This is a genomic window from Mucilaginibacter sp. P25, assembly GCF_050859465.1.
Classification (GTDB): domain Bacteria; phylum Bacteroidota; class Bacteroidia; order Sphingobacteriales; family Sphingobacteriaceae; genus Mucilaginibacter; species Mucilaginibacter gossypii.
The window spans coordinates 1,693,443-1,717,698 of record NZ_CP193937.1 but is presented as its reverse complement, the minus strand read 5'-3'; the positions used below and the strand labels follow the sequence as shown (position 1 = coordinate 1,717,698).

Below are 24,256 nucleotides of genomic sequence, written 5' to 3'. Positions count from 1 at the left end.
TTTCGACACCCGAATAATCGTCACTAAGGATATAACCCAGCAGGCTGCGTTTTTTTCAGGGTTGTGTCGGTACTCCTTACATTAACATCCGCTAAAAAAGTAACCGTAGTATCCTTATAAAACTCTTTGCTTATTGTTAAGGTGATCGGCTGGCCTTCGTTGCGGACGATCATATCAAAATGGCCTTCCTTGTCGGTCAATACCGATTGCAATTGTTCGTGCGAATATACACTGGCATTAGGCAGGTTATGACCGGTTTGCTCGTCGGTTACGGTACCGCTGATGCTGTAGTTGTCGCCATCGGTAGCGGCTTTATCGGTTACTATGGTGAGTTGTAAGGGCGCATATCTCAGGATAATAAAATTCTTTGTTTCACGATACTCAAAGCGATAGCGAAGCATGTGGTCAAGCACTTCTTTAATCGTCCAGTTATCAGCATTGATGGTAACCAGGCTGTCGGTTTTCACAATGTTGCTGTTGTATGAAAAGTAGAAGTTGCCTTTTTGTTCGATGGTTTTAAGCACCGTGCCCAGTCGCATTTCGGTTACATGGACGGATATGTTTTTGGAGAGAATGGAATCGGCACGGGCGGTTAGGGCCGAGAGAAGCAGCAGGGCAATGGTGTAGTTTAGGTAACGATGTAGTTTATACAACATAAAAATAGTATTCTAATAAACCATGTTATTGCGAGTGCAGCGTGGCAATCTCGTAGCCAATTACTCCACCACGTCATTGCGAGGCACGAAGCAATCCCTAACTGTACAGAGCGGTTTACATGGCCGATCTGCTAATCGAGGATTGCTTCGTGCCTCGCAATGACGCTTTTAAAGGGATGTCATGCTGAGCTCCGTCGAAGCATGGTGGGCTGGGCCTCTACGCGCGTCCTTCGACAGGCTATCCATGACATAATAAAAAATACAGTCATGCTGAACTTGTTTCAGCACCCCACATGCAAGGCCGCTTGCATAGCCGCTCAGCGCGTGGGATCCCGAAATAAATTCGGGATGACGGGTAGTGTAAATGTCATTTCACTTCAGAGGCCTCCGGATTTAATTTACTCAGGATGACTGGCCACTGCATACAATCCCTTACTTCAACACAATCCCCTTTTTCCCGCGCTCCACTTTGATCTTGAACGTTTCGGAGATCACAACCAACACCTGATCTAACGACTGATCTTTAAACACCGTAGTGATAGGCAGGTTAGCAATGGCTTTATTACCGATAACTATGTGAGCCCCGTACACTTCATTTAATGAGCCAACCAGCTCATTTAGCGGGGTTTCATCGCAAAGCAGTTCATGGGTTGCATAGTAATTATATAAACGCCCTTTTATGCTTTCCTTAGCCTGCAGGCCATCTTTGCCGGTAACCAGTACCTTTTCGCCGGGATTGAGGTTTACATTTTTGTTTTTCTCGCTTACGTTAACAATGCCCGTTTCAACAATCACCTGCGTTTTGCCATCGCGGCTTTTTACATTGAATGACGTGCCAACCACCCTAACCGTTACACCGTTCACCCTAATTATAAAAGGTTTTGTTTTATCGGGTGTTACTTTAAAGAAAGCCTCGCCCAGCATAGTAACCGGACGGATTTTGCCTGTAAACTTTTCAGGGTAAATAAGCGTACTATGGCTGTTCATGGTAACTATCGAACCATCGGGCAGGGTTTGCTCGCGGGTTTTAGCTTCGCTTTCTACTTTGATAAAAGCAATGTTCCGGTTATCGTAATAATGGCTTATAGTTAACCAGGTCACGGTGCAAACTAACAGCAATGATGCCGCAATGCCTACCCACCAGCTGGCTTTCATTTTACGCACTGGTGCCGGTTTAGCTGTAGCCGGGCCGGTATTATTCAGCCTTTTTTGCAGGCGGAAGTAGGAGGCATCCTCATCCAAATTTTTGGTTGAGGCTATATATTGGCTCTCATCCCAGATCAGTTTAAAATTATCATATTCCTGTCTGTTAGCAGGCGAAGCGGCAATCCAGTTCTGTATAGCTTCAACCTCGGCGGGCGTGGCTTCGCCAACCAGGTATTTCACCAGCAAATCATCATCTATGGGCATACCGGTATAGCTCATACAAACCAATTAATAAATAACAATAAAATAATGGGTAAAAACTCAGCCAATTTTTGGCGCATTACCCGCAGCGCTTTGCCCATCTGGTTTTCGATGGTTTTGATCGAAAGACCCATATGATCGGCAATTTGCTGATATTTAAGCTGCTCAAACCTGCTCAGCTGAAAAATGATGCGGCATTGCTCGGGCAGTTCGCTCAGGGCTTTTTCAATATGCTTTTGCAGCTCGGCCGTAAGCAGCTTCTTTGAGGCCGAATCATCGTTGCCAACCTGCTCCATTTCATCGGCATAATAAACGCCGAAATTGGCACGTACCTTCTGGTGCTTTAAATAGTTCAAACTTTCGTTATGTACAGATCGGTACAGATAAGCCTTGATACTGCCATCGGTTTTAAGCTGATCGCGTTTTTCCCAAATGCGGCAAAATACGTTTTGTACTATCTCTTCGGCCATTTCATCATCCTTTAAAAAAGTGTAGGCATAGGCGTGCAGACTTTTAAAGTGATCTTTAAAAAGCCGCTCAAAAGCTTTCTGGCTTCCTTGTTTAATTAAACCAATGGCCGTGCTATCGCTGTATTCCACTTTTAAGGTGTAGATGTTAGCGCTAAAGATAGCTTGTTTGGCCGTTAAATTCATAGTACCCAAATGTTAAAAATAAATCAGGCCAGTTGGATCTGGATAGTGTATAACGAATGATGAATATCCACCTTGCTGCACACACCATTGGTATAGCTGTAGAAATTGTAATTACCATCGGGCAGATCAATACGGTATACATGCGGGCTCACCTGTTTAACCTGCAGAAACTGCTGAAAGTTATCCGAGTACACCTGCGCCTGGTCTGCAGGCTCGTGGCAGTATAGCAGCATGAGGTTGGCGGCTATTTGCTTTTGATCAACCGTTTTTCCGCATTTGCCTTCGGCGGTGGTTTGGTAGCCTGAGGCCACGGCTTTGGTTTGGCGGTTGCATTTTTCTGAACCATTGACATTTCTGCACACCTGCGAACTGATGAGCTTGCCATTATTAAAAGTGCTCTCCTCCTGGATCTCCACCTTGATGCTGAAAATAAAGCGCATTTTAACTTCGGAGATCATTTTGAGGTACAGCTCATCGCCCTGGCGCTTTTGATACAGGTTCATGTGGCCAACCACTTTGCCGCTGTGCAGCACATTGTATTTAACCGTTTGCTCCTGTGCCAGGGCGCCCACAGCGAGGCATAGCAAGGCCACCACCATAGCCGCCCATTTTAGCGGACCGAAGATATTGAACGTTGGGAAAGTTTTATTTTGAAGGGCAGGCCGGATATATTTTTTAAATAACCAAATTATTAAAGCGGGTATCATGGGTTGTCATTTTAAAGTGATTGAATAAAGCTTTTAACGCGTTTACTTTATTACAACACTCTAAACTTTTACCCCTATGCCTTTGCATTATTTTGTTCGATTAATTAAATTACTACTATGCCTATATGTATTATATAATTTCAAATATAAGTAAAAAAATGGGGTGTCCCAATTTTTTGATTCCCCACGAAAAAATGAAGAAAGCACACCGCCCGTTTTTGCGAAAATAAGCGTGTTCCATTTTTTGAGTGTGAAAACGCGGAACATCTTTTTTATGAAACATACTGATAGTCAAATAATTAATATTTCGACTGAAACAATGACAAAACACTGACAGTCAATTACTAAAACTTTTAGGAGTAAAATATAGTCTTAGTTGAGGCAGCGCCGGCAGAAGGATTTTTTTGGTGTTTTTTTGATGTTTTTTAACGAAAATGGCTTGAGGCGATGCGGGGTGGTTGGGATGCTGACAATATAGCGCCACCATTTGTGTGGGGTTAAGTACTATTTTATAATAACCATTTTGCTGATGTCGGCAAAATGGTTAGCGACTATGTGATATTTGCAACCGTTTGAAGAATGCACATAAACGAAGCCAAATCCATTCCACTATCAGCTGCCTCATTTGTATACTCCACACTTTCAAATTCGTGGAAGGTATGATCAAGTTCGTTATCCCATGAGTCGAAATGGAGATCGGCTACCTGCCATTGATCGGCATAAAACCAGTGTTGGGATATGAGTTTGGAGCGGATCAATTCTTCTAATGCCGGTAACAGTATATTTTGCGGGTTGTTAAAAACAATGCTGTTGAAGTTTTTATAGTTGCCGCCATCACGGTAGAGGTAATTGAATTTAATATTGGGCATCCGGCAAGTTATGCCGTATGATGGCGTTTGTCAATCGGAGATAAGTGAACTTTTACAGGCTTGCGAAAATCTCGTTATGCAATTTTAAAAACTCCGCTTTGGGATAAAACTTCTTGGGTTCAAGGAGCGACTTGCCATCTATATCGATAAAGTTTTGTTTGATAGCCGGTGTGTTTTTTTGAGTATAAAACTTGGGAGAAACTTTGATCCTAAAATCTTCTGTAACGGTTATCATGTGCCTATCAAAAGCTTTATCATGCAGCGCGTTTAAGGCGAAACCATTTTGAGGATTTAGCCGATTGCCCTCGTCTTTACTCCACGGTGCTATGTGACTTGCGACCAACAAGCTTGGAATGGCGATGCCGGTAATACAACATTGGTTATTATAATTGGAAAGTACCGCTCCCCTGAAAATAGATTGATTTAAACGCACCTTAACCGACCGTGTAACTTCCCGCCCTTCATTTTCCTTGTATTCATCAAGGTTAATGGCATATAACTTCTCTACAGTTGTATGCTTCTTTTGGGCCAGCAATACTTCACCTTCCATATATTTTTCATCCCAGCGGTGCATGTACTCGTCCCAAACCTCCTTGTCCAGCTTACTGGCATTACTCATGCCTTTAATACTCCGCTGTTTTAAACCAGGATCTAAACTTGCGAAGTTCACCAACTTTAAAGCCACCGAGCCCGGCGTTCTGCCTATTAAACCGGCAAGTTCTATAATTAAAGGATTGCCTTGATGAATTTGGCCAAATAGCAATTTGGTGTACAGGTTGATGGCTAATGTTAGCTCATCTTTTGTCCAGAGTGTTTGGCCTTGTTTCATGGTTAAAAATTATTCGAGAAGAATTGACTTAAGATATTGGTTTCGTAATAATCTTTCTCTTTTATTATTAACAGCTTCTTTTGCCGCCAATTTATAGTCAGCCGGCGTATTATTTTCGAAATTATCCAGTTTTTCTTTCAGTGATTTTTCATCGAGTTTTTCAACAACATCGATGTTTTTTGCAAATAAGCTAATTAAAGAAAAAGCGTTGGCCTTATTTAGCCAATAAGATTTTTTCTTCAGTTTAAGCTTTAGTATTTTATTTGCTGCTCGTTCGAGACATTCTAAAGCAAGGTTTTTCTTTTCATAAGATTCGGAATATTCATTTAAATACCTTGTGACAAACTCGTTTCTGTTATAAAAATCACCAGTAAAGGTAGCAAGTATATTTAACGTAAACATCAAATGCACTTGTCTCGTCAATTCATAAGGAGTGAAAATCCCCTCGTTTAGAATTAACTCATTATAGTGTTTAACTTTTACACTTTTAGACCATTCAATGAATGAATTCGGTATTGTTGGGTCAAATTGAAGCGGAATATCAATGTCATCATCTTCATCGTCCTTATTAAACTTTATCTCGTTTGTGAGCAGTTTCGCAAGCAACATGAATTCAGAAGGAGCATATTCAGTAGATAACTTTTCAATTGCCGATAATGAGTAAAAAGTTCTGTTTAATCTCTGAAATATTTCTATTATTTCGGGTGCATCATTGTTAATGTCTAAATCAATAATTGGAACTTGGTATTTAAGAAAAGCTTCCTTTATATTTGGATCCAACTCACCAAAGGTCTTGCCTTCAACTTTAAATTCCCTTTCACATATTCGATAATTGCATTCATTCTTTGTTGACCGTCAACAATACATGAAGTTGTGGACATTGTATTTAAATCAATGCTTCCTTTAGCGATAAAAATTTGGGGGAAAGGATACCCTAATAAAATTGTTTTTATAAAATCAATCTTATGAATTTGTCGCCATACTAAATTACGTTGAAAGTAAGGTGACATTATAAGTCTCCTGCTTTTAATTTCGTTTACAACGTCTATAAGCTCTTTAGACCTTACTTGATATTTTATCATATTTTTCTGTATTTCTTAAATATAGTTCAATGCTTTCAGCTTGTTTAAATTCAAAAAAGTATTCTGAAGCATAAATACAACCGGTTATGTTTTTGAACAAATCAAAATGCTCGTTCGACAGTGAATTGAAAAAATCGATGAGCCAATACTTATAATCGCAATCCGGCATAAAGACTGGATTAATATATCCTCTCATAAAGTTAAATTTAAACTGGTTCATTGAGGAGCGGCCTCTGTATAGAGGAAAGGCAGAAAAATCACTGTAACCTTTTGACACATCGTTAACAACTTCTGAAAATCTGTTGAATAATGGAAGGCTAATGATAGCAATGTCTAAATCCGAGTCTCCTGGAACAAATAACTTCTCTTTAAAAAAACTTATTCCAGTTTTACTTGATCCTGAAACTGCAATGCTTGAAAATGGAACGTCGAATTCTGCAGCAATTTTATCTTTAATATAAAACTCCTTGTCTCCATTATCTTTAAAAATCTCCGTATAATGAGATAAATATAGCTTTCTTGCTATAGCATTTATGTGATCTTTATTTCTTATGCTGGATTTAATTCCATCAATAGCACGCATAATTGAGGTTGGCGGTTATTTCGCCAATATAACAATAAGTATTATCAGTTAATTCTAATATCAAAAAAATGTGTTGGGACTATAGGCACAATAGAATTATGTGTTTTGCATTATCTCTTAAGATAAATTAGTTAATATTATTGTATTCTATATAATATTCAACCACGGCCACATCCGCCTCCGCCCAATCCAAAGCTAATAATTCATCTTTATGCAGCCACTTAAAATCAAAATGCTCTTTTAACACAATCTGCCCAGAAGTAATTCTACAAACAAAGGGAATCAGTTGTATGCTAACATTGGGATACTGGTGCGTATTGACGGGCAGGGCCTTCAAAATTTCAACATCCACATGAAGCTCCTCCTTAATCTCGCGGATGAGGCTGGCTTCGGCGGTTTCGCCGGGTTCAATTTTACCGCCGGGGAACTCCCATTTTAAAGGCAGGCTCATGGTTGCGCTCCGCTGGGCGGCAAATACAAGTCCGTTGGCATTAACAATAATAGCGCATGTTACTTTGATCACGTTTCTAAGATAAGGCTTTGCAAGAAGAAACAAGACTGTTAGAATCAAGAAGTAAGACAATAAGATCAAGGATGCGAGACAACAAAAGCCGGGAAATAAGATAAAAGCGGAATGCTTAATAGGGAACAAGGGCTATCACAATACTCCAAATAAAAGCGCGTCGGCCCGACAAAAAAGCGGGCCTGGGAGTATGGCCCGTGGGAGGAAGCATTTTTTTGTCTTGATGTTTGGTTACTTTGCATCTAAGGTAAAGTAAAGTCCTCCGCCCGGCCAAGAGGGCGACGATGTAGGTCAGTACAACAATGTTTAAACCTGATGATGTATACCCATTTACCCAACGCCTATCACCATCCTACTAAAACATGGAGTTGGGGTCGGATATAAGCGCAACGCCAAATTATATCCCATTTATGCCCGTTTTTTATTGATAGTGACATAACTTTAACCCTATAAAACGCATCACCCATGAAAGCAATAATTTTAAAAGACTTTGGCGGGGTTGAAAACCTGGTGCCTGCCGAAATCCCTGTACCAACCATAGCTACCGATGAAGTGCTGGTAAAACTGAAAGCCATCAGCATAAACCCTGTGGATGTTAAAACCCGCTCGGGGAAAGGCGTTGCAGGGCTTATTAAGGACGAGTCGCCGATTATTTTGGGCTGGGATATTTCGGGCGAGATCACCGAAGTGGGCGCGGATGTTACCGGTTTTAAACCCGGCGACGAGGTTTTTGCCATGATAGATTTCCCCAAAACCGGTAAAGCCTATGCCGAATATGTTAAGGCCAAAGCTAATGAGCTTGCACTGAAACCAGCCGGCGTCAGTCATGAGGAGGCCGCCGCAGCTACACTTGCCGCGCTTACTGCCTGGCAGGCTTTCCACACCAATGCACCTGTTAAACCCGGCGACCGGGTACTGATCCATGCCGCATCCGGCGGGGTTGGTCATTATGCTGTGCAGATAGCTAAACATTTGGGCGCCTATGTTATCGCCACTTCCTCGGCTGCCAACCGCGATTTTGTGTTGGGCCTTGGTGCCGATGAGCATATCGACTATAAAGCGCAGCCCTTTGAAACCGCTACCGGCAATATCGATTTTGTGCTTGACACCATTGGCGGCGAATACATTGACCGCTCGCTGCAGGTGATGAAAAAAGGCGGCACCATTATAAGCATCGTTTCCGGCATGAACGAAACCGTTACCCCCAAAGCCAACGCGCTGGGCATCAATGGCCACAACACCAGGGTAAAACCCAATGCTGAAAATATGGCCACCATTGCGGGATTACTGCAAAAAGGGATCATTAAATCGCACGTATCCAAAGTATTTCCGTTTGAGCAAATGGCCGATGCGCATTTGCAGTTAGAAAGTGGGAGAACGGTTGGGAAAGTGGTGTTGGTATTTCAATAAAATATGTCATTGCGAGCGATAGCGTGGCAATCGCATGCTGTACCGAGCCGGGCGCCAAGTCCGCTATTGCTCTTTTAAAAGACCTTAGTTGTATTTAACTAACATCGGCCCCGCTCAATCGCCGCGGGTTGGCTGTTACTTTTGTCTTGACACAAAAGTAACCAAAAAGTCAAGTCAGCAGATAGGCTTCTTTGCCGCACAGGGCCTTTGCCCTGCAAACCGGGCAGAACCACGGGCTGCAATTATTTTGCCCTGCTTCACCCGCTCATTGCCCCGGCTTCTGCAAAAACTTGCTATGCCCCTGCAGCCACACAAGGCCACAATTGTTCTGCCCGCTTTCACCCGAAGCTTACCTGCCGACGGGGTGAGGAAGAAGCAAGACGGTAAGAGTCAAGAATTAAGATAAGAACCGTGAAATATTGTTATCAAACCCAAAACAAAAGTGCGTTGGGCCGACAAAAAAGCGGGCCTGGGAGTATGGCCTGCGGGGAGAAGCATTTTTTTGTCTTGATTTATTCGCAAGGTTGTTTTGCTTTGTAGGTGCTCATGAGCTCGCTCCGCTCGGTTTTTGGTTACTTTTTCATCAAGGAAAAAGTGACTGGCCCCCGCCCGGCCAAGAGGGCGACGATGTTTGTTATAAAACCACAAAAGCCCTTTCCTAACCTCAACGCCCTCCCACCAATGAACAACTGAACTATTGAGCCAATAAACTAATCAATCCAAATCCCCGTTTCCAAAAGTATCTCCCTGGTTAATATCCCCGGTGTCGAAACCTTTTTTAAACCAGTACATCCGCTGGGCGCTGGTGCCATGCGTAAAACTATCGGGCTCTACATGGCCCTGTGCTTGTTTCTGCAGCCGATCGTCACCTATGGCGTTGGCCGCGTTCAGGGCTTCTTCTATGTCGCCTTTGTCGAGCACGTTTTTCATGGTTTTTTCGTAATGCGCCCAAACGCCGGCATAAAAGTCGGCCTGGAGCTCCAGTTTTACTGAAAGCTTATTGTATGCGCGTTCGCTCAATCTTGACCGTGCCTGATCCATTTTCTGTGAGATTCCCAAAAGATTTTGTACATGATGGCCAACTTCGTGCGCTATCACATAAGCCTGCGCAAAATCGCCGGCGGCACCGAAACGGTTCTTCAACTCATCGTAAAAAGAAAGATCAATATATACCCGCGAATCGCCGGGGCAATAAAACGGACCGCTTGCCGAGCTGGCATTACCGCAAGCTGACTGTACATAATCGCTAAATAGGGTTAAACGCGGCTTTTCATAAGTACGGCCCATGTCGTTAAACAGTTTTGTCCAGATATCTTCGGTATCGGCCAAAACCACGCGCACAAATTTCTTGCCTTCATCTTCGGGGCCGTTATTAACGGTTTGCTCCTGCCGGGCCGGCTGGTTGGTTGCTACCTGGTTAAACAGCGCCGAAGGATCGACCCCGGTAAAAAATAAATAGCGGCTGCTATAATACCAAGTACGCCACCGCCAATGGCTAACCTGCCGCCGCCACCACCGCGTTCATCATCTACGTTATCGCTTTCGCGTCTGCCAAACCATTGCATATGTTGCTCCCCGGCCCCCTAAAGGGGGAGTTTTTTATACAAGATAATGAAAAAAGCCCCTGTTTGTTTTAACAGAGGCTTCAGATTTTTTAACTCCCCCTTTAGGGGGACGAGATTATTTCACAATCTCAAACACCGCCTGGATCTGGAAACTTAGTTTGATGTTTTTGAAACTGATATCCGAATCGCCAACATTGCTGTCTGCCGATGCTTTGAATGTCATCACATTGGCAGCATACATCCTTGGTTGCGGAAAGCTGCTGTTATCGCTTTCGGTAATATTGATAGCACCACCCAGCTTTTCGCCAAGGGCAGCCAACAGGTAGGTTGCTTTATCACGTGCGGCCAACAGCGCTTTTATTTTAAGGTCGCGCTTTAAATCGGCCATTTTTGAATAGTCGTAGCTTTCAATATTGGTAGCCTGAATCCCTTTAGGATCAATTTTCGACATGATCTGGTTAAACTTGTTCAGGTCGCGCACACGCAGGCCGTATTGTTTGCTGGCCAAAAAGTCGGGTGCTTTTTTCTTTTGATAGGTATTGTTCCAGGCAGATACATTGTTCACCGTAAAATCTGACGATGGAATGCCGGCGTCTTTAACGGCTTTTTCCAGCTGATCTTCCAGGTCGTTAATGGCAATGTGCTTTTTGCCGTCCATGTATTCCTGTAGTGATATGGTCACGTTTATAATATCAGGAGTAACCTCCTGCTCGGCGATGCCGGTAACTTCAATTTTACGCCTAAGGTCAACGTTTTGGGCAAATGCGCCAATGGTAGTTGCTAATAGTGCGGCAAGGATAAATAGCTTTTTCATGTGTATATTATTTGATGTTATGACTAAGGTAACGTGTATTTAGTTTAATGTGTAACAGTAAGGCTACAATTAATTGCTAAGCCATTGGTATGCTTGTAAATAAACCGGCGGCCTGACGCATAGTTGACTCACCCGGTCTGCGCTACGCTTGTCACCCCTCTCTTCGCCTTTGGCGTAAAGAGGGCAAAGAAAAGTCCCCTCTTTACGCTTGCGTAGAGAGGGGTGACAAGCGTAGCGATGTCGGGGTGAGTCGATAGGGTGTTTAATTCCTTACTTATGTCTTTTAATGGGTTATTACTCTCAAGAGGGAGTTCTCACGATGCCATACTTTTACCTTTTAGCACACAACAACTTACTTCCCTTTTCCAAACCCTTTCCATCCTTAATGGTTATATTACAGCACATTTAATAACGTTTAGCTATGAGATCGATATGGAAAGGTTCGATAGGTTTTGGATTGGTGAGCATCCCCGTTAAATTATATTCGGCAGTACAAACCAGTTCGCTTGATTTTGATATGCTGGATAGCCGTGATCATGCACGCATCCGTTTTCAGCGGGTAAACGAAAATACCCACAAGGAAGTCCCCTACGATAAAATTGTAAAAGGCTATAAGCTTGATGAAGATTACGTGATCATGGACGAACAGGACTTTGAGGATGCAGCGCCCGAAAAAAGCAAGGTAATTGAAATTGAAAGCTTTGTAGATATTGCCGATGTAAACCCCATGTTTTACGAAACATCATACTATACCGAGCCCGATACCAAAAACAACAAAGCCTATGCCCTGCTTATCCAGGCACTTACGCAATCAAAAAAGCAGGGCTGGCCCGTTTTGTGCTGCGCAGCACCGAAAGCCTTTGTATCGTTCACCCGCTTAAAAATGTACTGGTAGTAACCCGCATCCGCTTTGGGCAGGAGATTCGTGATACCGATGATCTTAACCTGCCCGATAAGATTGAGGTAAGTAAAAAGGAACTGGATATGGGCCTCACCCTTATAAATCAATACGCCGAAGATTTTGATGTGTCTAAATTTAAAGACGAGTATAATGATGAGCTGCTCAGGATCATCGAGGCCAAATCAAAAGGTAAACGCGCCAAAGTTAAAAAGCTTAAACCCCGCAAAACAGGTAGTGACGATTTGTACGACCAGCTGATGGCCAGTTTAAAAAGCAAGAAAGGGGCTTAATGAAGCCGGAAGTACGGAGTTGAAAGTTTTAAGTCTGTAATTGAAATATTCCTCAAAAAGAGTCAACATGTGTTGTTTTCAGAACTCATGGTTGGAAATGTTTGGAAAGCTGTTTTTTTAAGAAGATAAAATCCTTCAGATATTACGAATAAATTATCCTAATAATTAATTTTATTTTTAAAAGAATAAGTTTTGGCTTTGTGTTTGTAGTGTTTATCTCACAAAAACATTAAAACATCTATCATGGCAACTACTAAAGTAAAAACACCCGAACAAACTAATGATGTGCAGGAATCGGCACTGAATGAATTATTTATTGATGAATTAAAAGACATTTACTGGGCCGAAAAACATCTTACAAAAGCACTGCCTAAAATGGCTAAAGCGGCAACATCCGATGAATTACGCTCGGCTATCGAAAGCCACCTGGCCGAAACCGAGCGGCAGGTGATTCGTTTGGAAGATGCATTTGCTTCCATTGGCCAAAAAGCCGTGGCTGTAAAATGTGAGGCGATGGCTGGCCTCATCAAAGAAGGTGAAGAAATTATATCAGAAACCGAAAAAGGCAGTATTACCCGTGATGCCGGTATTATTTCTGCAGCTCAAAAAATTGAGCATTACGAAATAGCGTCATACGGCACCCTCCGCACACTGGCCGGCGTGCTGGGCTATGACCACGCGGCCGAACTGCTTGATTCAACCCTTCAGGAAGAAAAAACCTGCGACAGCCTGCTCACACAAATTGCCGAAGCCGGTATCAACCAGGCATCAAAAGCCGAAAAAGCTTAACGTTTATTAGTTTTTTAAGAGCGGTCGTGGGGGAATTATTCCTCGCGGCCGTTTTTTATTTGAGCGTGTTGTTGCTAATCGATGAACTTAGCGCATAAGATTTTTCCTCGTTCATCGTCGAAATGACATGTCACCTTATATTAAGCAGCACCAACATTAATTACATATTAATTAAAGCATTTCCACAAACAATAAGCGGCAAACACGGTTTACCAACAAAAAACCGACGCCCTATGAAACAATTCCTCCTGGTACTATTCGCCTTTTTATTTTGCCTTTACGATAATGTTTTTGCCCAGGATAAATTAGATGGCGTTTATGCCGGATGCGAGTTTTCGCCAAGTCCGATATTTGGCGGCGGCATGAACAGAACTGACGTAGCTATATTATTCAGACCTGATGGTACTTTCAATTCTTCGCTTAACAGTGCCGACTGGCAAACCAGCGTAAGCGGGCATTACACCATAAGCAAAGGAGAGGTAACACTTAAATATACTAAAAGCTCGTCTGTTTATGGCATAACCAAATATGGAAGCCTTTCCAACTATGCACATGAACTGTTTAAACTTCAGGGGAACATTATACCTCCGGGCTATTACTCGTTCATCAGCGCTATGGGCGGTGGCGGCGCTGCCTATGGTACAACTTATGTAGGCGCTTTAAGCACACAGGGATTAAATTTCGATGGCAAGGGGCATTTTAGCAATTCGCGCTATTCGGGCTCGGTTGTAGCCGGCGAAAATGTTGGCGGTGGCAGCTCAAGCAGCCGGGACGGCGCCGGCACCTATAAAATAAACAAGGGGGTGCTTACACTTACCTATACCGATGGCCATACCGAACTACACAGCTTTTTTTGTGATATGGGCGGTAAAACCCGTATGGCTGTAGTTGACGGGCGGGTATTTTTTGTAGACAACGATGACAATACCACCGCTAACAATACCAAATCATCAACCGCGGCTAAAAAAACTTCCGAAAACTCCGCCGCAAATACAAGCAATGCCGCCGTGCCAAATGGAAAAACCCTGCTTTTAAAAGCCAATGCCGCCCATGGAGGCGATAAACTGAATGCCCTGAAAACCGCCCGGTTAACGGGTTCCGTTTCGGGGTTAAAAGTTGTTGAGCTGATTGATATCCCCAACAGCAAGGTACGCGTTGAAATATGGAAAAACGGCAAACCGGTTTCGGTGCAACAAACCGAAGGCAGTAACGGATGGCAGTGGAGCAGCGGCAACAAGTCCGATCTTCCGGCCAATAACGTTGCCGAGATAAAAACCGCCTTATACACCGGGGTTATTGGGTTACGCAGATCATCACTTGATCAAATGCAGGTCATCAATACACAAAAAATCCCCGATAATGATATGTATACGGTTCAATGCAGGTTAAATGGCAACGAATACGTGTTTGCCATAAATAATCAAAACCAACTAATGGCTTACGGCTATAAGGTAGGCGACAAAACCCTGTTCGCTATGCTATCAGATCTTCGGCCGGTACAGGGTATTACTATTCCATATCGTGAAGCCACAACAAGCGGCCAGCAAAAGCTCAATATTCAATACGAGAGCATGGATGTGAACCCGGTTTTAGACGGGCAAAGCTGGGCGGTACCTGCCGGAAACTAAATTCTATTTCAGGTAGATAATTTATTGGGCTTCAGGTACAGGTAATCACTTTTAAAATCGAGGATCATATTGAACCGTTTTAGCTACCCGTTACCTAAATAATTAATTTCAAAACCCATCGGGTTTTTATTGTTCAGCATAATGGCCGGTACATTACTAACAGGAAAGCTATTGAGCCTGAACAATGGTGTTTCTACAATCTTCATTTCATATTTTACCCCGCGCGGATCGCTGATTGTGGATGACTTGATGAGTTTAAGATCCCTGGGGAAATTATTTTTAACAGCCCATTCACTATCCAGTATCAATGACTGTTCGGATCCGGTATCCATAGAAAAATTGCCGGTGTATTTTTTGCCGTCTATTTCAAACGTACCGGTAACATATGGGAACGAATGGATAAACCCAATCTTCGAGCGTTCATAACCTTTTAAGTTTTTAGGCATTTTATCGCGGATGATGATACGGTTGTTATCATAATCAACCTCTACCTGTTTACCCTCAAACAGGTTCCAGCCAAAACGGCCGTCCATTCCAGTCGAGGTTATGTTTGTGGGCAACATTTCCAGGTTGTGCCAAACTGATGTGCCGATTTGCAGCTTCAAAGCTTTGCTCATTTCATTAAAATTTGGCTTTGCTTTACCGGCCAAAACATCAGCCTGGTTAGGCAGCAGTTTCGTTTTATTTAATATGGCATCCCTTGTTAAATGAAAGTCAAATGAGCTCAGGTCAAAATGCAGGTTTAACGTGTCGGTATCATTCATCACGGCCTTTACCGCTATGGCGCCGTAGGCTGTAAGTTTAAACGGAATAGTATCGTTTTTGCTGATTCGGGCTTCATGTTTGGCCGCCGGCGGTATAGCGCTTGCAATTTGTGTATAACATGAATCCTTACCGTTAAGCAGGATAACGAAGTTATACCTTGTACCGGGCTTAACCTTTACCCTTATCGAATCGATGTCGGTATAAAAAGTTACCCACTTTGTCGCCCGGGTCCTATCGGCAGTATAAACGTCCGGTCGTGTTTTTGGCGAAAGCGACCATGCATTTTTATCTAAAAATCCACCGTCATTGATGGCTACTTTTTTAGAAGTGGCTTTGATTACCGGCAGTTTCGACTGACCAAACACAAGCCCGGCGGGCAGCAGGCAGATAAGCAGCAGAAAATATTTCATCGTTTTTATAGGTAAGGTGCCTAAAGGTACGCAGGGAATAAATCTTTACAAAACACAACGTTAAATGAGCTGTATCTCCCCTAAAAAAAACAAAATTTAAAACTTTTCAGTCATCATAGTTATTATACTAATATCTATGAAAATCATTAATTAAAACAAATTATTATGAACTCACTCCTGTATATAATTGCAGTCATCCTTATAATAGGATGGGCAATCGGCGTATTTTTCACAACAGTAGGCAGCCTTATCCACATTTTGCTGGTAATAGCTATTATCGCGATTTTGTTAGGTGTAATAAGGCGGTCGACAGCTATATAACGCTGTTGAAAATATAAAACTGACAGGCTATCTCCAACGAGGTAAGCTATCTGAGCCTTGATTTAATTGATTTGTGGACTACCTGATAAAATCAGAAAGTCTTTAAATCAAATGGATCAAGGTTTTTTGTATACTTGTTTAAATCATTAGGGAGGAATCTTTAATCAGGAGAATCAAGGTTTGAAAAATATATACGTTTTTTTATTTATGGCCGTTGTAGCCACCATCAGCGCGTGCTCGCCTAAAGTACAACCGTTCGCGGCCACTAGTAAAGTATACAACAATCAAACCGATTCATTAGTAGAGGTAATTAGCCGCGAGCAGCCTGCCATGCTGGTTGACAGCGCGGGAGGCGCCATCCCTTCGGAGTGGGTTGGCACCGTGAATTTCAACCTGCGCAAGCCCAACTATGTTATCATTCACTATACAGCTCAGGACTCGGTTAAGCAAACCCTCAATACTTTTACCCTGGTAAAGCCACAGGTAAGCGCGCACTATGTAGTAAGTAAAGACGGCAAGGTTTACCACATGCTTAATGATTACCTGCGGGCCTGGCATGCCGGCATCAGCAAATGGGGCAGTATTACCGATATGAACAGCTGTTCCATCGGCATTGAGATTGACAATAATGGGCACGAGCCTTTTAATGATGTACAGGTAAAAAGCCTGCTTGCTTTATTGGCTCAGCTCAAAAAAGCCTACAACATTCCGCAGGCTAATTTTATAGGGCACCAGGATATAGCGCCATTGCGCAAACCCGATCCGGGGCCATTATTTCCATGGAAACTATTAGCTCAAAAAGGTTTTGGGTTTTGGAGAGAAGAACTGCTTGAACTTCCGCCCGATAATTTTGATTATGCTACAGCACTTAAGCTGATTGGCTATGATATCAGCAATCTCCCGGTAGCCATTGTTGCCTTTAAGCGTCACTTTGTACAAACGGATGAAACACCGGTAATGACCCAGCTAGATTTGAATATTCTTTATAACGTTTACAGGAAATATTGAGATCTCCGGATCCTGAGGAAGTGGGAATTACATTAAGAATAGCCTAAGCCGACATTTAATATCACATAAATGAAGAAAATTACACAACAATTTATTTTGGAATTTATTGCAGCTAATGATATTCCCTTTATTCCGACGCAACCCAGGTTATCTATCCCCATAATTTCAAGAATGTGCAGCAAGATGGAACATCTCGTAAAATTTGACAGAAATAAAAATATGCGGTAACTTGATTATAGATGGACATCACAGATATTTAAGTTCTTTGATCATGAATTTCGAGTTGGGACAAGTAGAAACTAACTTAACATCTGCAACCAAAGAAACCCCATGGAGCCAAATTGAATTTGATGAAAATGATTGGGATTCCGCGGCTGGAATTGAACACCTAAACAGATTAGATGCGGAATACAATAAATTAGAATTGGAATTTTTAAGACGAATAACATCTAATGACGAATAAGTAGTAATTTTGTATTATGTGGATTTTATTAGATATTGATGGAGTATTAGTCCCAGCAAACTCGTGGAAGAAACCCGAGTTTATGCCCGATGGCTTTCCCGTATTTAATTCAAGGGCCGTAAAGGCGCTTCAACATATTATAGCGGAAACTAATGCCTCTGTAATATTAACTACCTCACATAAATCGAAGTATAAGGTCGCCGAATGGAAAGATCTGTTAAAGACCAGGGGAATTAGCCCTAAAAAGGTTCATCGATTGACGACAAATAGTTTAAAGAAGACACGTACTGAAGAAATATTGGAATGGTATAAGAAAAAACATCAACCGAGTCAAGAATTTGTGATTATCGACGATGATAAAATGTTAAATGGACTGCCTGAATATATAAAGCATAACCTTGTTTTAACCAGCCCATCGGTAGGACTAACAGAGGATCTTGCAGAAGATGCCATTTCTATTTTAAGGAACAGGAATTTTACTTTTTCTTAAGTAAACAATAACATAAGCCTCGGCGCAATGCACCGGGGCTTTATTATGAACCTTTTTTAACCTATCATGGGTGAAAGCTATCGCCTACGGTTCCACATTTTTATTTATTTTTAGGGTCTGGCTCAACATTACCATGCAAATAGCACCACATCCTTTGCTTTCGGGTATCGTTAAGCACTATTTAATTATAGCGCATAATCAGCGGGTTGCTATGAATTACCGCCTGTTTTCGGACGGTAACCCGGGGATGGTGTTTCATTTAAAAGATCCTTTATTCCAATACAACCAGCAACACACGGTTGCCAGCAAGCAACCCGGCAGTTTTGTTTACGGGCAAATAACCCGCTATAATGATATTATTTCGGCCGGTGAACTGGCTATGCTGATTGTGGTTTTGCAACCTAATGCTTTGTTGTCTTTACTTGGTGTGGCGGCCTATGAGTTAAATAACAATACGGTAACATTAAAAGATCTTTTCGGGCAGGAAGCCTTTGATTTTGAAGACCAAATCGCAAACGCGGCCAACCTCCCGGCGGCCACGGTAATTACCGAGCAATTTTTATTGAACAAAATGGCTTCGAAAAGAAAACATGCAGACATTACAGATCGGGCCATAAACATCATTCACGCAAACAAGGGTATTATTAACGTTAAAAATTTACTTGATGTGATGCCAGTAACCGAACGGCAACTTGAGCGCAAATTCAATGAGGAAGTAGGTATTTCCCCTAAAAAGTATATTGACGCCGTTAAGTTTCAAACCTATCTTAAACAACTTCAAAAACTATCTTCAACAAAAGAGCTAAGCTCATTGAGTTATGCCTGCGGATATTATGACCAGGCGCATCTTAATAATTTTTTCCGGAAACATACAGGTCTTACTCCTCTTCAATACAAAGCCAATCATCATCTGTTGGCTATAAACTTTATGCCGCTCGTTTAAATTGCGTTTGTCGGTTTTTTACAATGCTTTTCGGTATAGCTCTGGTAGTTTTGAAAAAAGATGATCAGCGTATGGAAAACCTAACAATCGCCACTGCTCAATTTGAAAACAGAAGCGGTGATAAAGCTTATAATTTATCAGTTATTGAAAAAATGACAGCGGATGCCACCGCACAAGGCGCCCAAGCGATAGCTTTTCATGAATGCTCGATAACAGGCTATACCTTTGCCCGGAAACTTGATAAAGCACAAATGCTTGAGCTGGCCGAAGAAATTCCGGACGGACCGAGCATCGCTGCGTTAACAGAATACGCCCGACGATACGACATTGCCATACTGGCCGGTTTGTTTGAAAAGGACAAAGATGATAACTTGTTCAAGGCATATGTATGCGTTGACAAAACCGGGATCGTTGCCAAACATCGTAAGCTGCACCCTTTTATCAACCCGCATCTTTTACCCGGCACAGCATATACTGTATTTGATTTGTATGGATGGAAATGCGGCATATTAATTTGTTATGATAATAATATAATTGAAAATGTACGTGCAACTACTCTCCTCGGTGCACAGGTTATTTTTATGCCGCACGTTACCATGTGCACACCATCAACCCGACCGGGCGCCGGTTTTGTTGACCCGGAATTATGGAAAGACAAAGAAGCAAATGCACTGTTACTTCGCCAGGAATTTGACGGCCTTAAAGGCAGGCAATGGCTAATGAAATGGCTGCCCGCCCGGGCATATGATAACGCAATTTATGCAGTATTCGCCAATCCGATAGGTATGGACGATGATCAGCTAAAAAATGGCTGCTCCATGATCATCGACCCTTATGGTGATATTATAGCCGAATGCAGATCATTAAACAATGAATTAGTTTTGGCCGAAATAACTCCTGATAAGCTGACAAAAGCAGGCGGATATCGTTATATCCAGGCACGCAAGCCCGATCTATACCGGGATATCATCGGCCGTGAACATGAAAGCTTTCAAAAAGTAGTTTGGCTTTGATATTAGGCCTCAACAACTTGTGCTCATTTGTAATGAGTGCTTAATGTGGTTTGGTGATTGCATCGCCAGTCGCGTTATAAACGCTAACCCATGTTAAGCACTCGTTGAAAACGAGCGCAAGAAATAAGAAATGCATAAAGAACGCCCCGGCATAGGAATTACCGGGGCGCTATATTTTTGACCTCCCCTTTAGGGGGCAGGGGGCTAATCAATCCACTCAAACTTAGTATAAGGCACAAGTACTTCCGGTACTTTAATCCCCTTCTCGGTTTGGTTATTCTCTAACAAAGTAGCAACAATACGCGGCAGGGCCAGCGCGCTGCCGTTTAGCGTATGTGCTAACTGTGTTTTACCATCGGCATTGCGGAACCGCAGTTTAAGCCTGTTGCTTTGGAAGGTTTCAAAGTTTGATACTGATGAAACTTCCAGCCAGCGTTGTTGTGCCGCGCTCCAGGTTTCCATATCATAAGTTAAGGCAGAGCCAAAGCCCATATCGCCACCGCAAAGGCGTAATACTCGGTATGGTAAACCTAACTTTTGTAACAGGCCCTGTACATGGCTGCTCATTAGCTCCAATATTTCGTATGATTTATCAGGATGGGCAATGGTTACTACCTCTACTTTATCAAACTGGTGCAGGCGGTTCAAGCCGCGTACATGCGCACCATATGAACCAGCCTCGCGGCGGAAACAAGGTGTATGGCCACAGTTACGTACAGGCAATTGATCTTCTTTCAATATCACTTCACGGTACAGGTTAGTAATAGGCACCTCGGCGGTAGGGATCAGGTACAGGTTATCGATACCAACATGGTACATCTGTCCTTCTTTATCCGGCAGCTGTGACGTACCGAAGCCAGATGCTTCGTTTACCATAAGCGGCACACTTACTTCGCTGTAGCCTGCTTTTTCGGCTTCATCAATAAAATAATTGATCAAAGCGCGTTGCAGCTTAGCCCCTTTGTTTTTATATACGGGGAAACCGGCGCCGGTTATTTTAACACCCAGTTCAAAATCAATCAGGTTGTATTTTGCCGCGAGCTCCCAATGCGGTAGCGCATCGGCAGGCAACTCCGGCTTGGTGCCGTTCTCCAATACTACCTCGTTATCTTCAGGAGTTAAGCCTTTGGGTACAGAACTATGAGGCAGGTTGGGCAGCAATACCAGCTTCTGGTAAAGTTCCTCTTCGGTAATGGTAAGCAGGTCGCCGAGCTTTTTGATCTCTTCTTTCCATGCGCCGGTTTTGCCCTTAAGGCCTTCAGCTTCTTCTTTTTTACCGGCACGCATCAGCTCGCCTATTTGTTTTGCAGCTGCATTGGCCTCGGCCGAAACATTATCCATGCTGGTTTGAGTGGAGCGACGTTTGTCGTCCAGTTCAATTATTTCATCAACCAGTTGGGGCTGTTTAAAATTTTTTACAGCCAAACGTTCCAAAACCTGTTCCCGGTTATCACGGATATAACTAACTTGCAGCATTATTTTATTTTTTAGGCAAAGATATAAATAAGTCCATAGTCCATAGTCCATAGTCCATAGTAATTTACGTTAGCGGTGTAAGCACCGGAAATGATGAAGAGCCATGGACCATCGACTATCGACCATCGACTCAAACAACATGAACAATCCCATAGGCAAACTATATTTAGTCCCCACCCCGATAGGTAATTTGGAGGATATGACCTTCAGGGCTATCCGCGTGTTGAAAGAGGTTGATCTGATACTGGCAGAGGATACCCGTACCTCCGCCCCGATGTTGAAACACTTCGAGATCCATCAAAAAGTATTCGCGCATCATCAGCATAATGAGCATCAATCAAGCAACGAGATCATTAAGTTTTTGCTGCAGGGGAAAAATATCGCGCTCATTTCGGATGCCGGTACACCGGCTATATCCGATCCGGGCTTTTTCCTGGTACGCGAAGCTTTAAAATTTAATATCGCTGTGGAATGTCTGCCAGGCGCTACCGCATTTGTGCCGGCCCTGGTAAATTCGGGCTTTCCTACCGACAAGTTTTGTTTCGAGGGATTTTTGCCATTAAAAAAGGCCGTCAAACCCGGTACAAGTTTTTGGCCGAAGAGGAGCGGACCATCATACTATATGAGTCGCCCCACCGTTTGTTAAAAACACTGGATGAAATGGCCACCTATTTTGGGGCCGACAGGCAGATCTCGGTATCCCGCGAGCTTACCAAAATGTTTGAAGAAACCGTGCGTGGCACTGTAGTTGAAGTAAAACAATACTTTGAAACGCACCCCATGAAAGGCGAGTTTGTGATGTGCGTGGCCGGCGCAGCGGCTAAACCGGCAAAAGGGAAATATGAAAGGGATGAGGAAGAAGATTAAAACTTCAACTCTCCCGCATGTCATTGCGAGGCACGAAGCAATCGCATGCTATACAGAATTGCTTTGCTTCCGTGCGATTGCCAAGCTACGCTCGCAATGACATTTTACAATTTTAAATATAAGCGACAACAGCATAATTCTTGTCACTCTACATGAAAAAAATCTACCATTAGCCATACTATCTGGCTTGCTTTTATGGATAGCCTGGCCACCTACTCCTTATACTACGTTTTTACTTTTCATTGGCTTTGTGCCTATGCTGCTGGCTGTTGAAAATATCATTAATGATGAAAAGCCCAAAAAAGGCAAACGGGCATTTAATGTAACTTTTATCGGCTTTTTTATCTGGAACTCATTATCTGTTTACTGGGTTTATAATGCACTTAAAATAGTGGGGGAGATTGTGGCCATACCCATTACCCTTGTCCCCTATTCGCTGGGGCCGCTGTTAATGGCAACTGCTTTCTGGCTATACTACAGGTTGAGACTGGTCGTCCCACGCTGGATAGCACTGATAGGTTTAATCTGTTTCTGGATCGGGTATGAATACCTGCACCAAAGCTGGGACCTTTACTTTCCGTGGATGACGCTTGGTAACGGCTTTGCCGTATCGCACCAATGGATTCAATGGTATGAATATACCGGCGTTTACGGCGGAACTTTATGGATCTGGGTTGTAAATATCCTGGCTTTTTTAATTTATACAAGTCTTCGCGGAGCTCAAACCAAACGCCACAGAATGGCATTGATCATGGCGATTGTAATTGTTGTAACAGTGCCTCTTGGCTATTCATTATCGGTTTATCATAACTATGTTGAAGAAGTAAACCCATCAAACATCGTTATTGCCCAGCCCAATATAGATCCGTACGAGAAAGATGGTACCATTCCCCCTGCTTCACAACTTGATATCCTGATCCAGCTTTCAAGACAGGTGGCCCAACCCAATACCGAATTTTTTATATGGCCCGAAACAGCCATCCCCGCGCCTGTTTATATCAACGAGGAACAGATAGGCCAAAATGATTTTATTAGGCAGGCCCAGCTTTTTTACGGAAATATCCTAATGGCAACCTGGTTACCGGCGCCGAAACATACAGGCTATATAACAACAGGGCAACCCCAACGGCGGTTCCCTCACCATGGGGAGGCGACCAGTTCGCAGACTTTTACAGCACAGCCCTCAATATTGAAAATGGCGACAGGATTCAAACTTACCATAAATCACGGTTAGTCCCCGGGGCCGAATCACTGCCTTTTGGCGATGCACTTTCATTCCTGAAACCCGTATTTGAACATTTAGGCGGTGCTACCGGCAACTATGCTCCCGAAAAGGATGCAAAAGTGCTTTATTCGCAAAGCGGTATCGGGGTCGATCCGGTTATTTGTTATGAATCCATATGGGGAGGGTACATTGCCCGCTCAGTTAAAAAAGGGGCCCAGTTCATCGCTATTATTACTAACGATGGCTGGTGGGAAAACACATCGGGCAAGGACCAGCATTTAGATTATGCCAAACTTCGGGCTATCGAAACCCGCCGCTGGGTTTGTCAGTCGGCCAATACCGGTATTTCCGGGTTTATCAACCAGCGCGGCGATGTGGTTAAACATACAGAATGGTGGACTAAAACCTCGATCAAGCAAGATATCAACCTTAATAGTGAGCTCACATTTTATGTTAAACACGGCGATTATATCCCGCAAGCCGGCAGTATATTTGCAGGCATTGGCATATTATTTTTACTGGGGATGAGATTGAGGAAGAAGCAAACCTTAACGGTTTGAAAACTCAAC

General features: G+C 43.0%; 24 protein-coding genes and 3 pseudogenes. 13 read left to right on the top strand and 14 right to left on the bottom strand.

What is annotated here, in order from left to right; genetic code table 11:
- Positions 1-23: 23 nt before the first annotated feature.
- The 10 genes from ACRQ5D_RS09080 to ACRQ5D_RS09035 form a co-directional block, all read right to left on the bottom strand.
- On the bottom strand, positions 24-656 hold the full coding sequence (locus tag ACRQ5D_RS09080; protein WP_432328682.1) for an STN and carboxypeptidase regulatory-like domain-containing protein: 633 nt from the start codon (positions 654-656) through the stop codon (positions 24-26).
- A 432-nt stretch (positions 657-1,088) separates the two neighbouring features.
- Complete coding sequence (locus ACRQ5D_RS09075) at positions 1,089-2,081, bottom strand: FecR domain-containing protein (RefSeq protein WP_091173222.1); 993 nt, start codon at positions 2,079-2,081, stop codon at positions 1,089-1,091.
- Positions 2,078-2,716 (bottom strand): RNA polymerase sigma-70 factor, encoded by a 639-nt coding sequence (locus ACRQ5D_RS09070; RefSeq protein WP_091173219.1) that lies wholly within the window; start codon positions 2,714-2,716, stop codon positions 2,078-2,080. The genes ACRQ5D_RS09075 and ACRQ5D_RS09070 overlap by 4 nt, the downstream gene beginning before the upstream one ends.
- A 23-nt stretch (positions 2,717-2,739) precedes the next feature.
- Positions 2,740-3,423, bottom strand: a complete 684-nt coding sequence (locus ACRQ5D_RS09065; RefSeq protein WP_091173217.1) for a DUF6134 family protein — start codon at positions 3,421-3,423, stop codon at positions 2,740-2,742.
- A gap of 551 nt (positions 3,424-3,974) precedes the next feature.
- Positions 3,975-4,292, bottom strand: a complete 318-nt coding sequence (locus ACRQ5D_RS09060; RefSeq protein WP_091173214.1) for a hypothetical protein — start codon at positions 4,290-4,292, stop codon at positions 3,975-3,977.
- Positions 4,293-4,344: 52 nt separating this feature from the next.
- Complete coding sequence (locus tag ACRQ5D_RS09055; protein ID WP_091173210.1) at positions 4,345-5,121, bottom strand: HNH endonuclease; 777 nt, start codon at positions 5,119-5,121, stop codon at positions 4,345-4,347.
- Between the two features lie 9 nt (positions 5,122-5,130).
- Positions 5,131-5,901 carry a hypothetical protein gene (locus tag ACRQ5D_RS09050; RefSeq protein WP_432328679.1) on the bottom strand — a complete coding sequence of 257 codons (771 nt, stop codon included), beginning with the start codon at positions 5,899-5,901 and terminating at the stop codon, positions 5,131-5,133.
- Entirely contained in the window at positions 5,886-6,203 is a 318-nt protein-coding gene (locus ACRQ5D_RS09045; RefSeq protein WP_432328677.1) for a DUF262 domain-containing protein, read from the bottom strand. The genes ACRQ5D_RS09050 and ACRQ5D_RS09045 overlap by 16 nt, the downstream gene beginning before the upstream one ends.
- Positions 6,178-6,786: a hypothetical protein gene (locus ACRQ5D_RS09040; RefSeq protein WP_091173203.1), complete on the bottom strand. Its 609-nt coding sequence runs from the start codon at positions 6,784-6,786 to the stop codon at positions 6,178-6,180. The genes ACRQ5D_RS09045 and ACRQ5D_RS09040 overlap by 26 nt, the downstream gene beginning before the upstream one ends.
- Positions 6,787-6,913: 127 nt before the next feature.
- Entirely contained in the window at positions 6,914-7,309 is a 396-nt protein-coding gene (locus tag ACRQ5D_RS09035; protein ID WP_091173200.1) for a (deoxy)nucleoside triphosphate pyrophosphohydrolase, read from the bottom strand.
- A gap of 465 nt (positions 7,310-7,774) precedes the next feature.
- On the opposite strand from ACRQ5D_RS09035, the gene ACRQ5D_RS09030 reads away from it, so the two are divergent.
- Positions 7,775-8,719: an NADP-dependent oxidoreductase gene (locus ACRQ5D_RS09030; RefSeq protein WP_091173197.1), complete on the top strand. Its 945-nt coding sequence runs from the start codon at positions 7,775-7,777 to the stop codon at positions 8,717-8,719.
- 714 nt (positions 8,720-9,433) lie between these two features.
- Here the strand turns inward: ACRQ5D_RS09030 and ypfJ are convergent.
- Positions 9,434-10,284, bottom strand: a pseudogene (ypfJ, locus tag ACRQ5D_RS09025) (KPN_02809 family neutral zinc metallopeptidase).
- Positions 10,285-10,399: 115 nt separating this feature from the next.
- Positions 10,400-11,098, bottom strand: a complete 699-nt coding sequence (locus ACRQ5D_RS09020) for an SIMPL domain-containing protein (RefSeq protein WP_321556125.1) — start codon at positions 11,096-11,098, stop codon at positions 10,400-10,402.
- 421 nt (positions 11,099-11,519) lie between these two features.
- Between ACRQ5D_RS09020 and ACRQ5D_RS09015 the strand changes: the two are divergent.
- The 3 genes and pseudogenes from ACRQ5D_RS09015 (at position 11,520) to ACRQ5D_RS09005 (ending at position 14,706) form a co-directional block, all read left to right on the top strand.
- Positions 11,520-12,289, top strand: a pseudogene (locus tag ACRQ5D_RS09015) (Ku protein).
- A gap of 243 nt (positions 12,290-12,532) precedes the next feature.
- Complete coding sequence (locus tag ACRQ5D_RS09010; RefSeq protein WP_091173178.1) at positions 12,533-13,078, top strand: ferritin-like domain-containing protein; 546 nt, start codon at positions 12,533-12,535, stop codon at positions 13,076-13,078.
- Positions 13,079-13,311: 233 nt separating this feature from the next.
- Positions 13,312-14,706 carry a hypothetical protein gene (locus tag ACRQ5D_RS09005; RefSeq protein ID WP_143020850.1) on the top strand — a complete coding sequence of 465 codons (1,395 nt, stop codon included), beginning with the start codon at positions 13,312-13,314 and terminating at the stop codon, positions 14,704-14,706.
- 83 nt (positions 14,707-14,789) lie between these two features.
- On the opposite strand, the gene ACRQ5D_RS09000 is transcribed toward ACRQ5D_RS09005, so the two are convergent.
- On the bottom strand, positions 14,790-15,881 hold the full coding sequence (locus tag ACRQ5D_RS09000) for a hypothetical protein (protein WP_091173172.1): 1,092 nt from the start codon (positions 15,879-15,881) through the stop codon (positions 14,790-14,792).
- A 165-nt stretch (positions 15,882-16,046) separates the two neighbouring features.
- Here ACRQ5D_RS09000 and ACRQ5D_RS08995 point away from each other — a divergent pair, with 165 nt between their 5' ends.
- The 6 genes from ACRQ5D_RS08995 to ACRQ5D_RS08970 all read left to right on the top strand — a co-directional run bounded on the left by ACRQ5D_RS08995 (position 16,047) and on the right by ACRQ5D_RS08970 (position 20,119).
- The gene (locus tag ACRQ5D_RS08995) at positions 16,047-16,202 is read left to right on the top strand and encodes a lmo0937 family membrane protein (RefSeq protein ID WP_112656449.1); all 156 of its coding nucleotides are present in this window, start codon (positions 16,047-16,049) and stop codon (positions 16,200-16,202) included.
- Positions 16,203-16,382: 180 nt separating this feature from the next.
- Positions 16,383-17,210 carry an N-acetylmuramoyl-L-alanine amidase gene (locus ACRQ5D_RS08990; RefSeq protein WP_256337522.1) on the top strand — a complete coding sequence of 276 codons (828 nt, stop codon included), beginning with the start codon at positions 16,383-16,385 and terminating at the stop codon, positions 17,208-17,210.
- Between the two features lie 202 nt (positions 17,211-17,412).
- Positions 17,413-17,673, top strand: a complete 261-nt coding sequence (locus tag ACRQ5D_RS08985) for a hypothetical protein (protein WP_432328673.1) — start codon at positions 17,413-17,415, stop codon at positions 17,671-17,673.
- 16 nt (positions 17,674-17,689) lie between these two features.
- Entirely contained in the window at positions 17,690-18,163 is a 474-nt protein-coding gene (locus ACRQ5D_RS08980; protein WP_091173164.1) for an HAD domain-containing protein, read from the top strand.
- A 70-nt stretch (positions 18,164-18,233) separates the two neighbouring features.
- Positions 18,234-19,106: a helix-turn-helix domain-containing protein gene (locus tag ACRQ5D_RS08975; protein ID WP_091173161.1), complete on the top strand. Its 873-nt coding sequence runs from the start codon at positions 18,234-18,236 to the stop codon at positions 19,104-19,106.
- Between the two features lie 71 nt (positions 19,107-19,177).
- A complete protein-coding gene (locus tag ACRQ5D_RS08970; RefSeq protein WP_091173621.1) occupies positions 19,178-20,119 on the top strand; it encodes a nitrilase family protein in 942 nt (313 codons plus the stop codon).
- Positions 20,120-20,323: 204 nt separating this feature from the next.
- Here the strand turns inward: ACRQ5D_RS08970 and serS are convergent, their stop codons facing one another.
- Positions 20,324-21,595 carry a serine--tRNA ligase gene (gene serS / locus ACRQ5D_RS08965; protein WP_091173159.1) on the bottom strand — a complete coding sequence of 424 codons (1,272 nt, stop codon included), beginning with the start codon at positions 21,593-21,595 and terminating at the stop codon, positions 20,324-20,326.
- Positions 21,596-21,734: 139 nt separating this feature from the next.
- On the opposite strand from serS, the pseudogene rsmI reads away from it, so the two are divergent.
- From rsmI to ACRQ5D_RS08950, 3 genes and pseudogenes are all read left to right on the top strand, one after another.
- Positions 21,735-22,462: pseudogene (gene rsmI, locus ACRQ5D_RS08960) on the top strand (16S rRNA (cytidine(1402)-2'-O)-methyltransferase).
- A gap of 187 nt (positions 22,463-22,649) precedes the next feature.
- The gene (locus ACRQ5D_RS08955; RefSeq protein ID WP_432328670.1) at positions 22,650-23,696 is read left to right on the top strand and encodes a hypothetical protein; all 1,047 of its coding nucleotides are present in this window, start codon (positions 22,650-22,652) and stop codon (positions 23,694-23,696) included.
- A complete protein-coding gene (locus ACRQ5D_RS08950) occupies positions 23,651-24,247 on the top strand; it encodes an apolipoprotein N-acyltransferase (RefSeq protein WP_432329737.1) in 597 nt (198 codons plus the stop codon). Before ACRQ5D_RS08955 ends, ACRQ5D_RS08950 begins: the two co-directional genes overlap by 46 nt.
- The last annotated feature ends 9 nt before the right edge of the window (positions 24,248-24,256 follow it).

Bases quoted from the DNA above. Each gene is read 5' to 3' on its own strand.
- ACRQ5D_RS09080 (WP_432328682.1), bottom strand. From the start codon at position 656: ATGTTGTATAAACTACATCGTTACCTAAACTACACCATTGCCCTGCTG.
- ACRQ5D_RS09075 (WP_091173222.1), bottom strand. From the start codon at position 2,081: ATGAGCTATACCGGTATGCCCATAGATGATGATTTGCTGGTGAAATAC.
- ACRQ5D_RS09070 (WP_091173219.1), bottom strand. From the start codon at position 2,716: ATGAATTTAACGGCCAAACAAGCTATCTTTAGCGCTAACATCTACACC.
- ACRQ5D_RS09065 (WP_091173217.1), bottom strand. From the start codon at position 3,423: ATGATACCCGCTTTAATAATTTGGTTATTTAAAAAATATATCCGGCCT.
- ACRQ5D_RS09060 (WP_091173214.1), bottom strand. From the start codon at position 4,292: ATGCCCAATATTAAATTCAATTACCTCTACCGTGATGGCGGCAACTAT.
- ACRQ5D_RS09055 (WP_091173210.1), bottom strand. From the start codon at position 5,121: ATGAAACAAGGCCAAACACTCTGGACAAAAGATGAGCTAACATTAGCC.
- ACRQ5D_RS09045 (WP_432328677.1), bottom strand. From the start codon at position 6,203: ATGATAAAATATCAAGTAAGGTCTAAAGAGCTTATAGACGTTGTAAAC.
- ACRQ5D_RS09040 (WP_091173203.1), bottom strand. From the start codon at position 6,786: ATGCGTGCTATTGATGGAATTAAATCCAGCATAAGAAATAAAGATCAC.
- ACRQ5D_RS09030 (WP_091173197.1), top strand. From the start codon at position 7,775: ATGAAAGCAATAATTTTAAAAGACTTTGGCGGGGTTGAAAACCTGGTG.
- ACRQ5D_RS09020 (WP_321556125.1), bottom strand. From the start codon at position 11,098: ATGAAAAAGCTATTTATCCTTGCCGCACTATTAGCAACTACCATTGGC.
- ACRQ5D_RS09010 (WP_091173178.1), top strand. From the start codon at position 12,533: ATGGCAACTACTAAAGTAAAAACACCCGAACAAACTAATGATGTGCAG.
- ACRQ5D_RS09005 (WP_143020850.1), top strand. From the start codon at position 13,312: ATGAAACAATTCCTCCTGGTACTATTCGCCTTTTTATTTTGCCTTTAC.
- ACRQ5D_RS09000 (WP_091173172.1), bottom strand. From the start codon at position 15,881: ATGAAATATTTTCTGCTGCTTATCTGCCTGCTGCCCGCCGGGCTTGTG.
- ACRQ5D_RS08995 (WP_112656449.1), top strand. From the start codon at position 16,047: ATGAACTCACTCCTGTATATAATTGCAGTCATCCTTATAATAGGATGG.
- ACRQ5D_RS08980 (WP_091173164.1), top strand. From the start codon at position 17,690: ATGTGGATTTTATTAGATATTGATGGAGTATTAGTCCCAGCAAACTCG.
- ACRQ5D_RS08970 (WP_091173621.1), top strand. From the start codon at position 19,178: ATGGAAAACCTAACAATCGCCACTGCTCAATTTGAAAACAGAAGCGGT.
- serS (WP_091173159.1), bottom strand. From the start codon at position 21,595: ATGCTGCAAGTTAGTTATATCCGTGATAACCGGGAACAGGTTTTGGAA.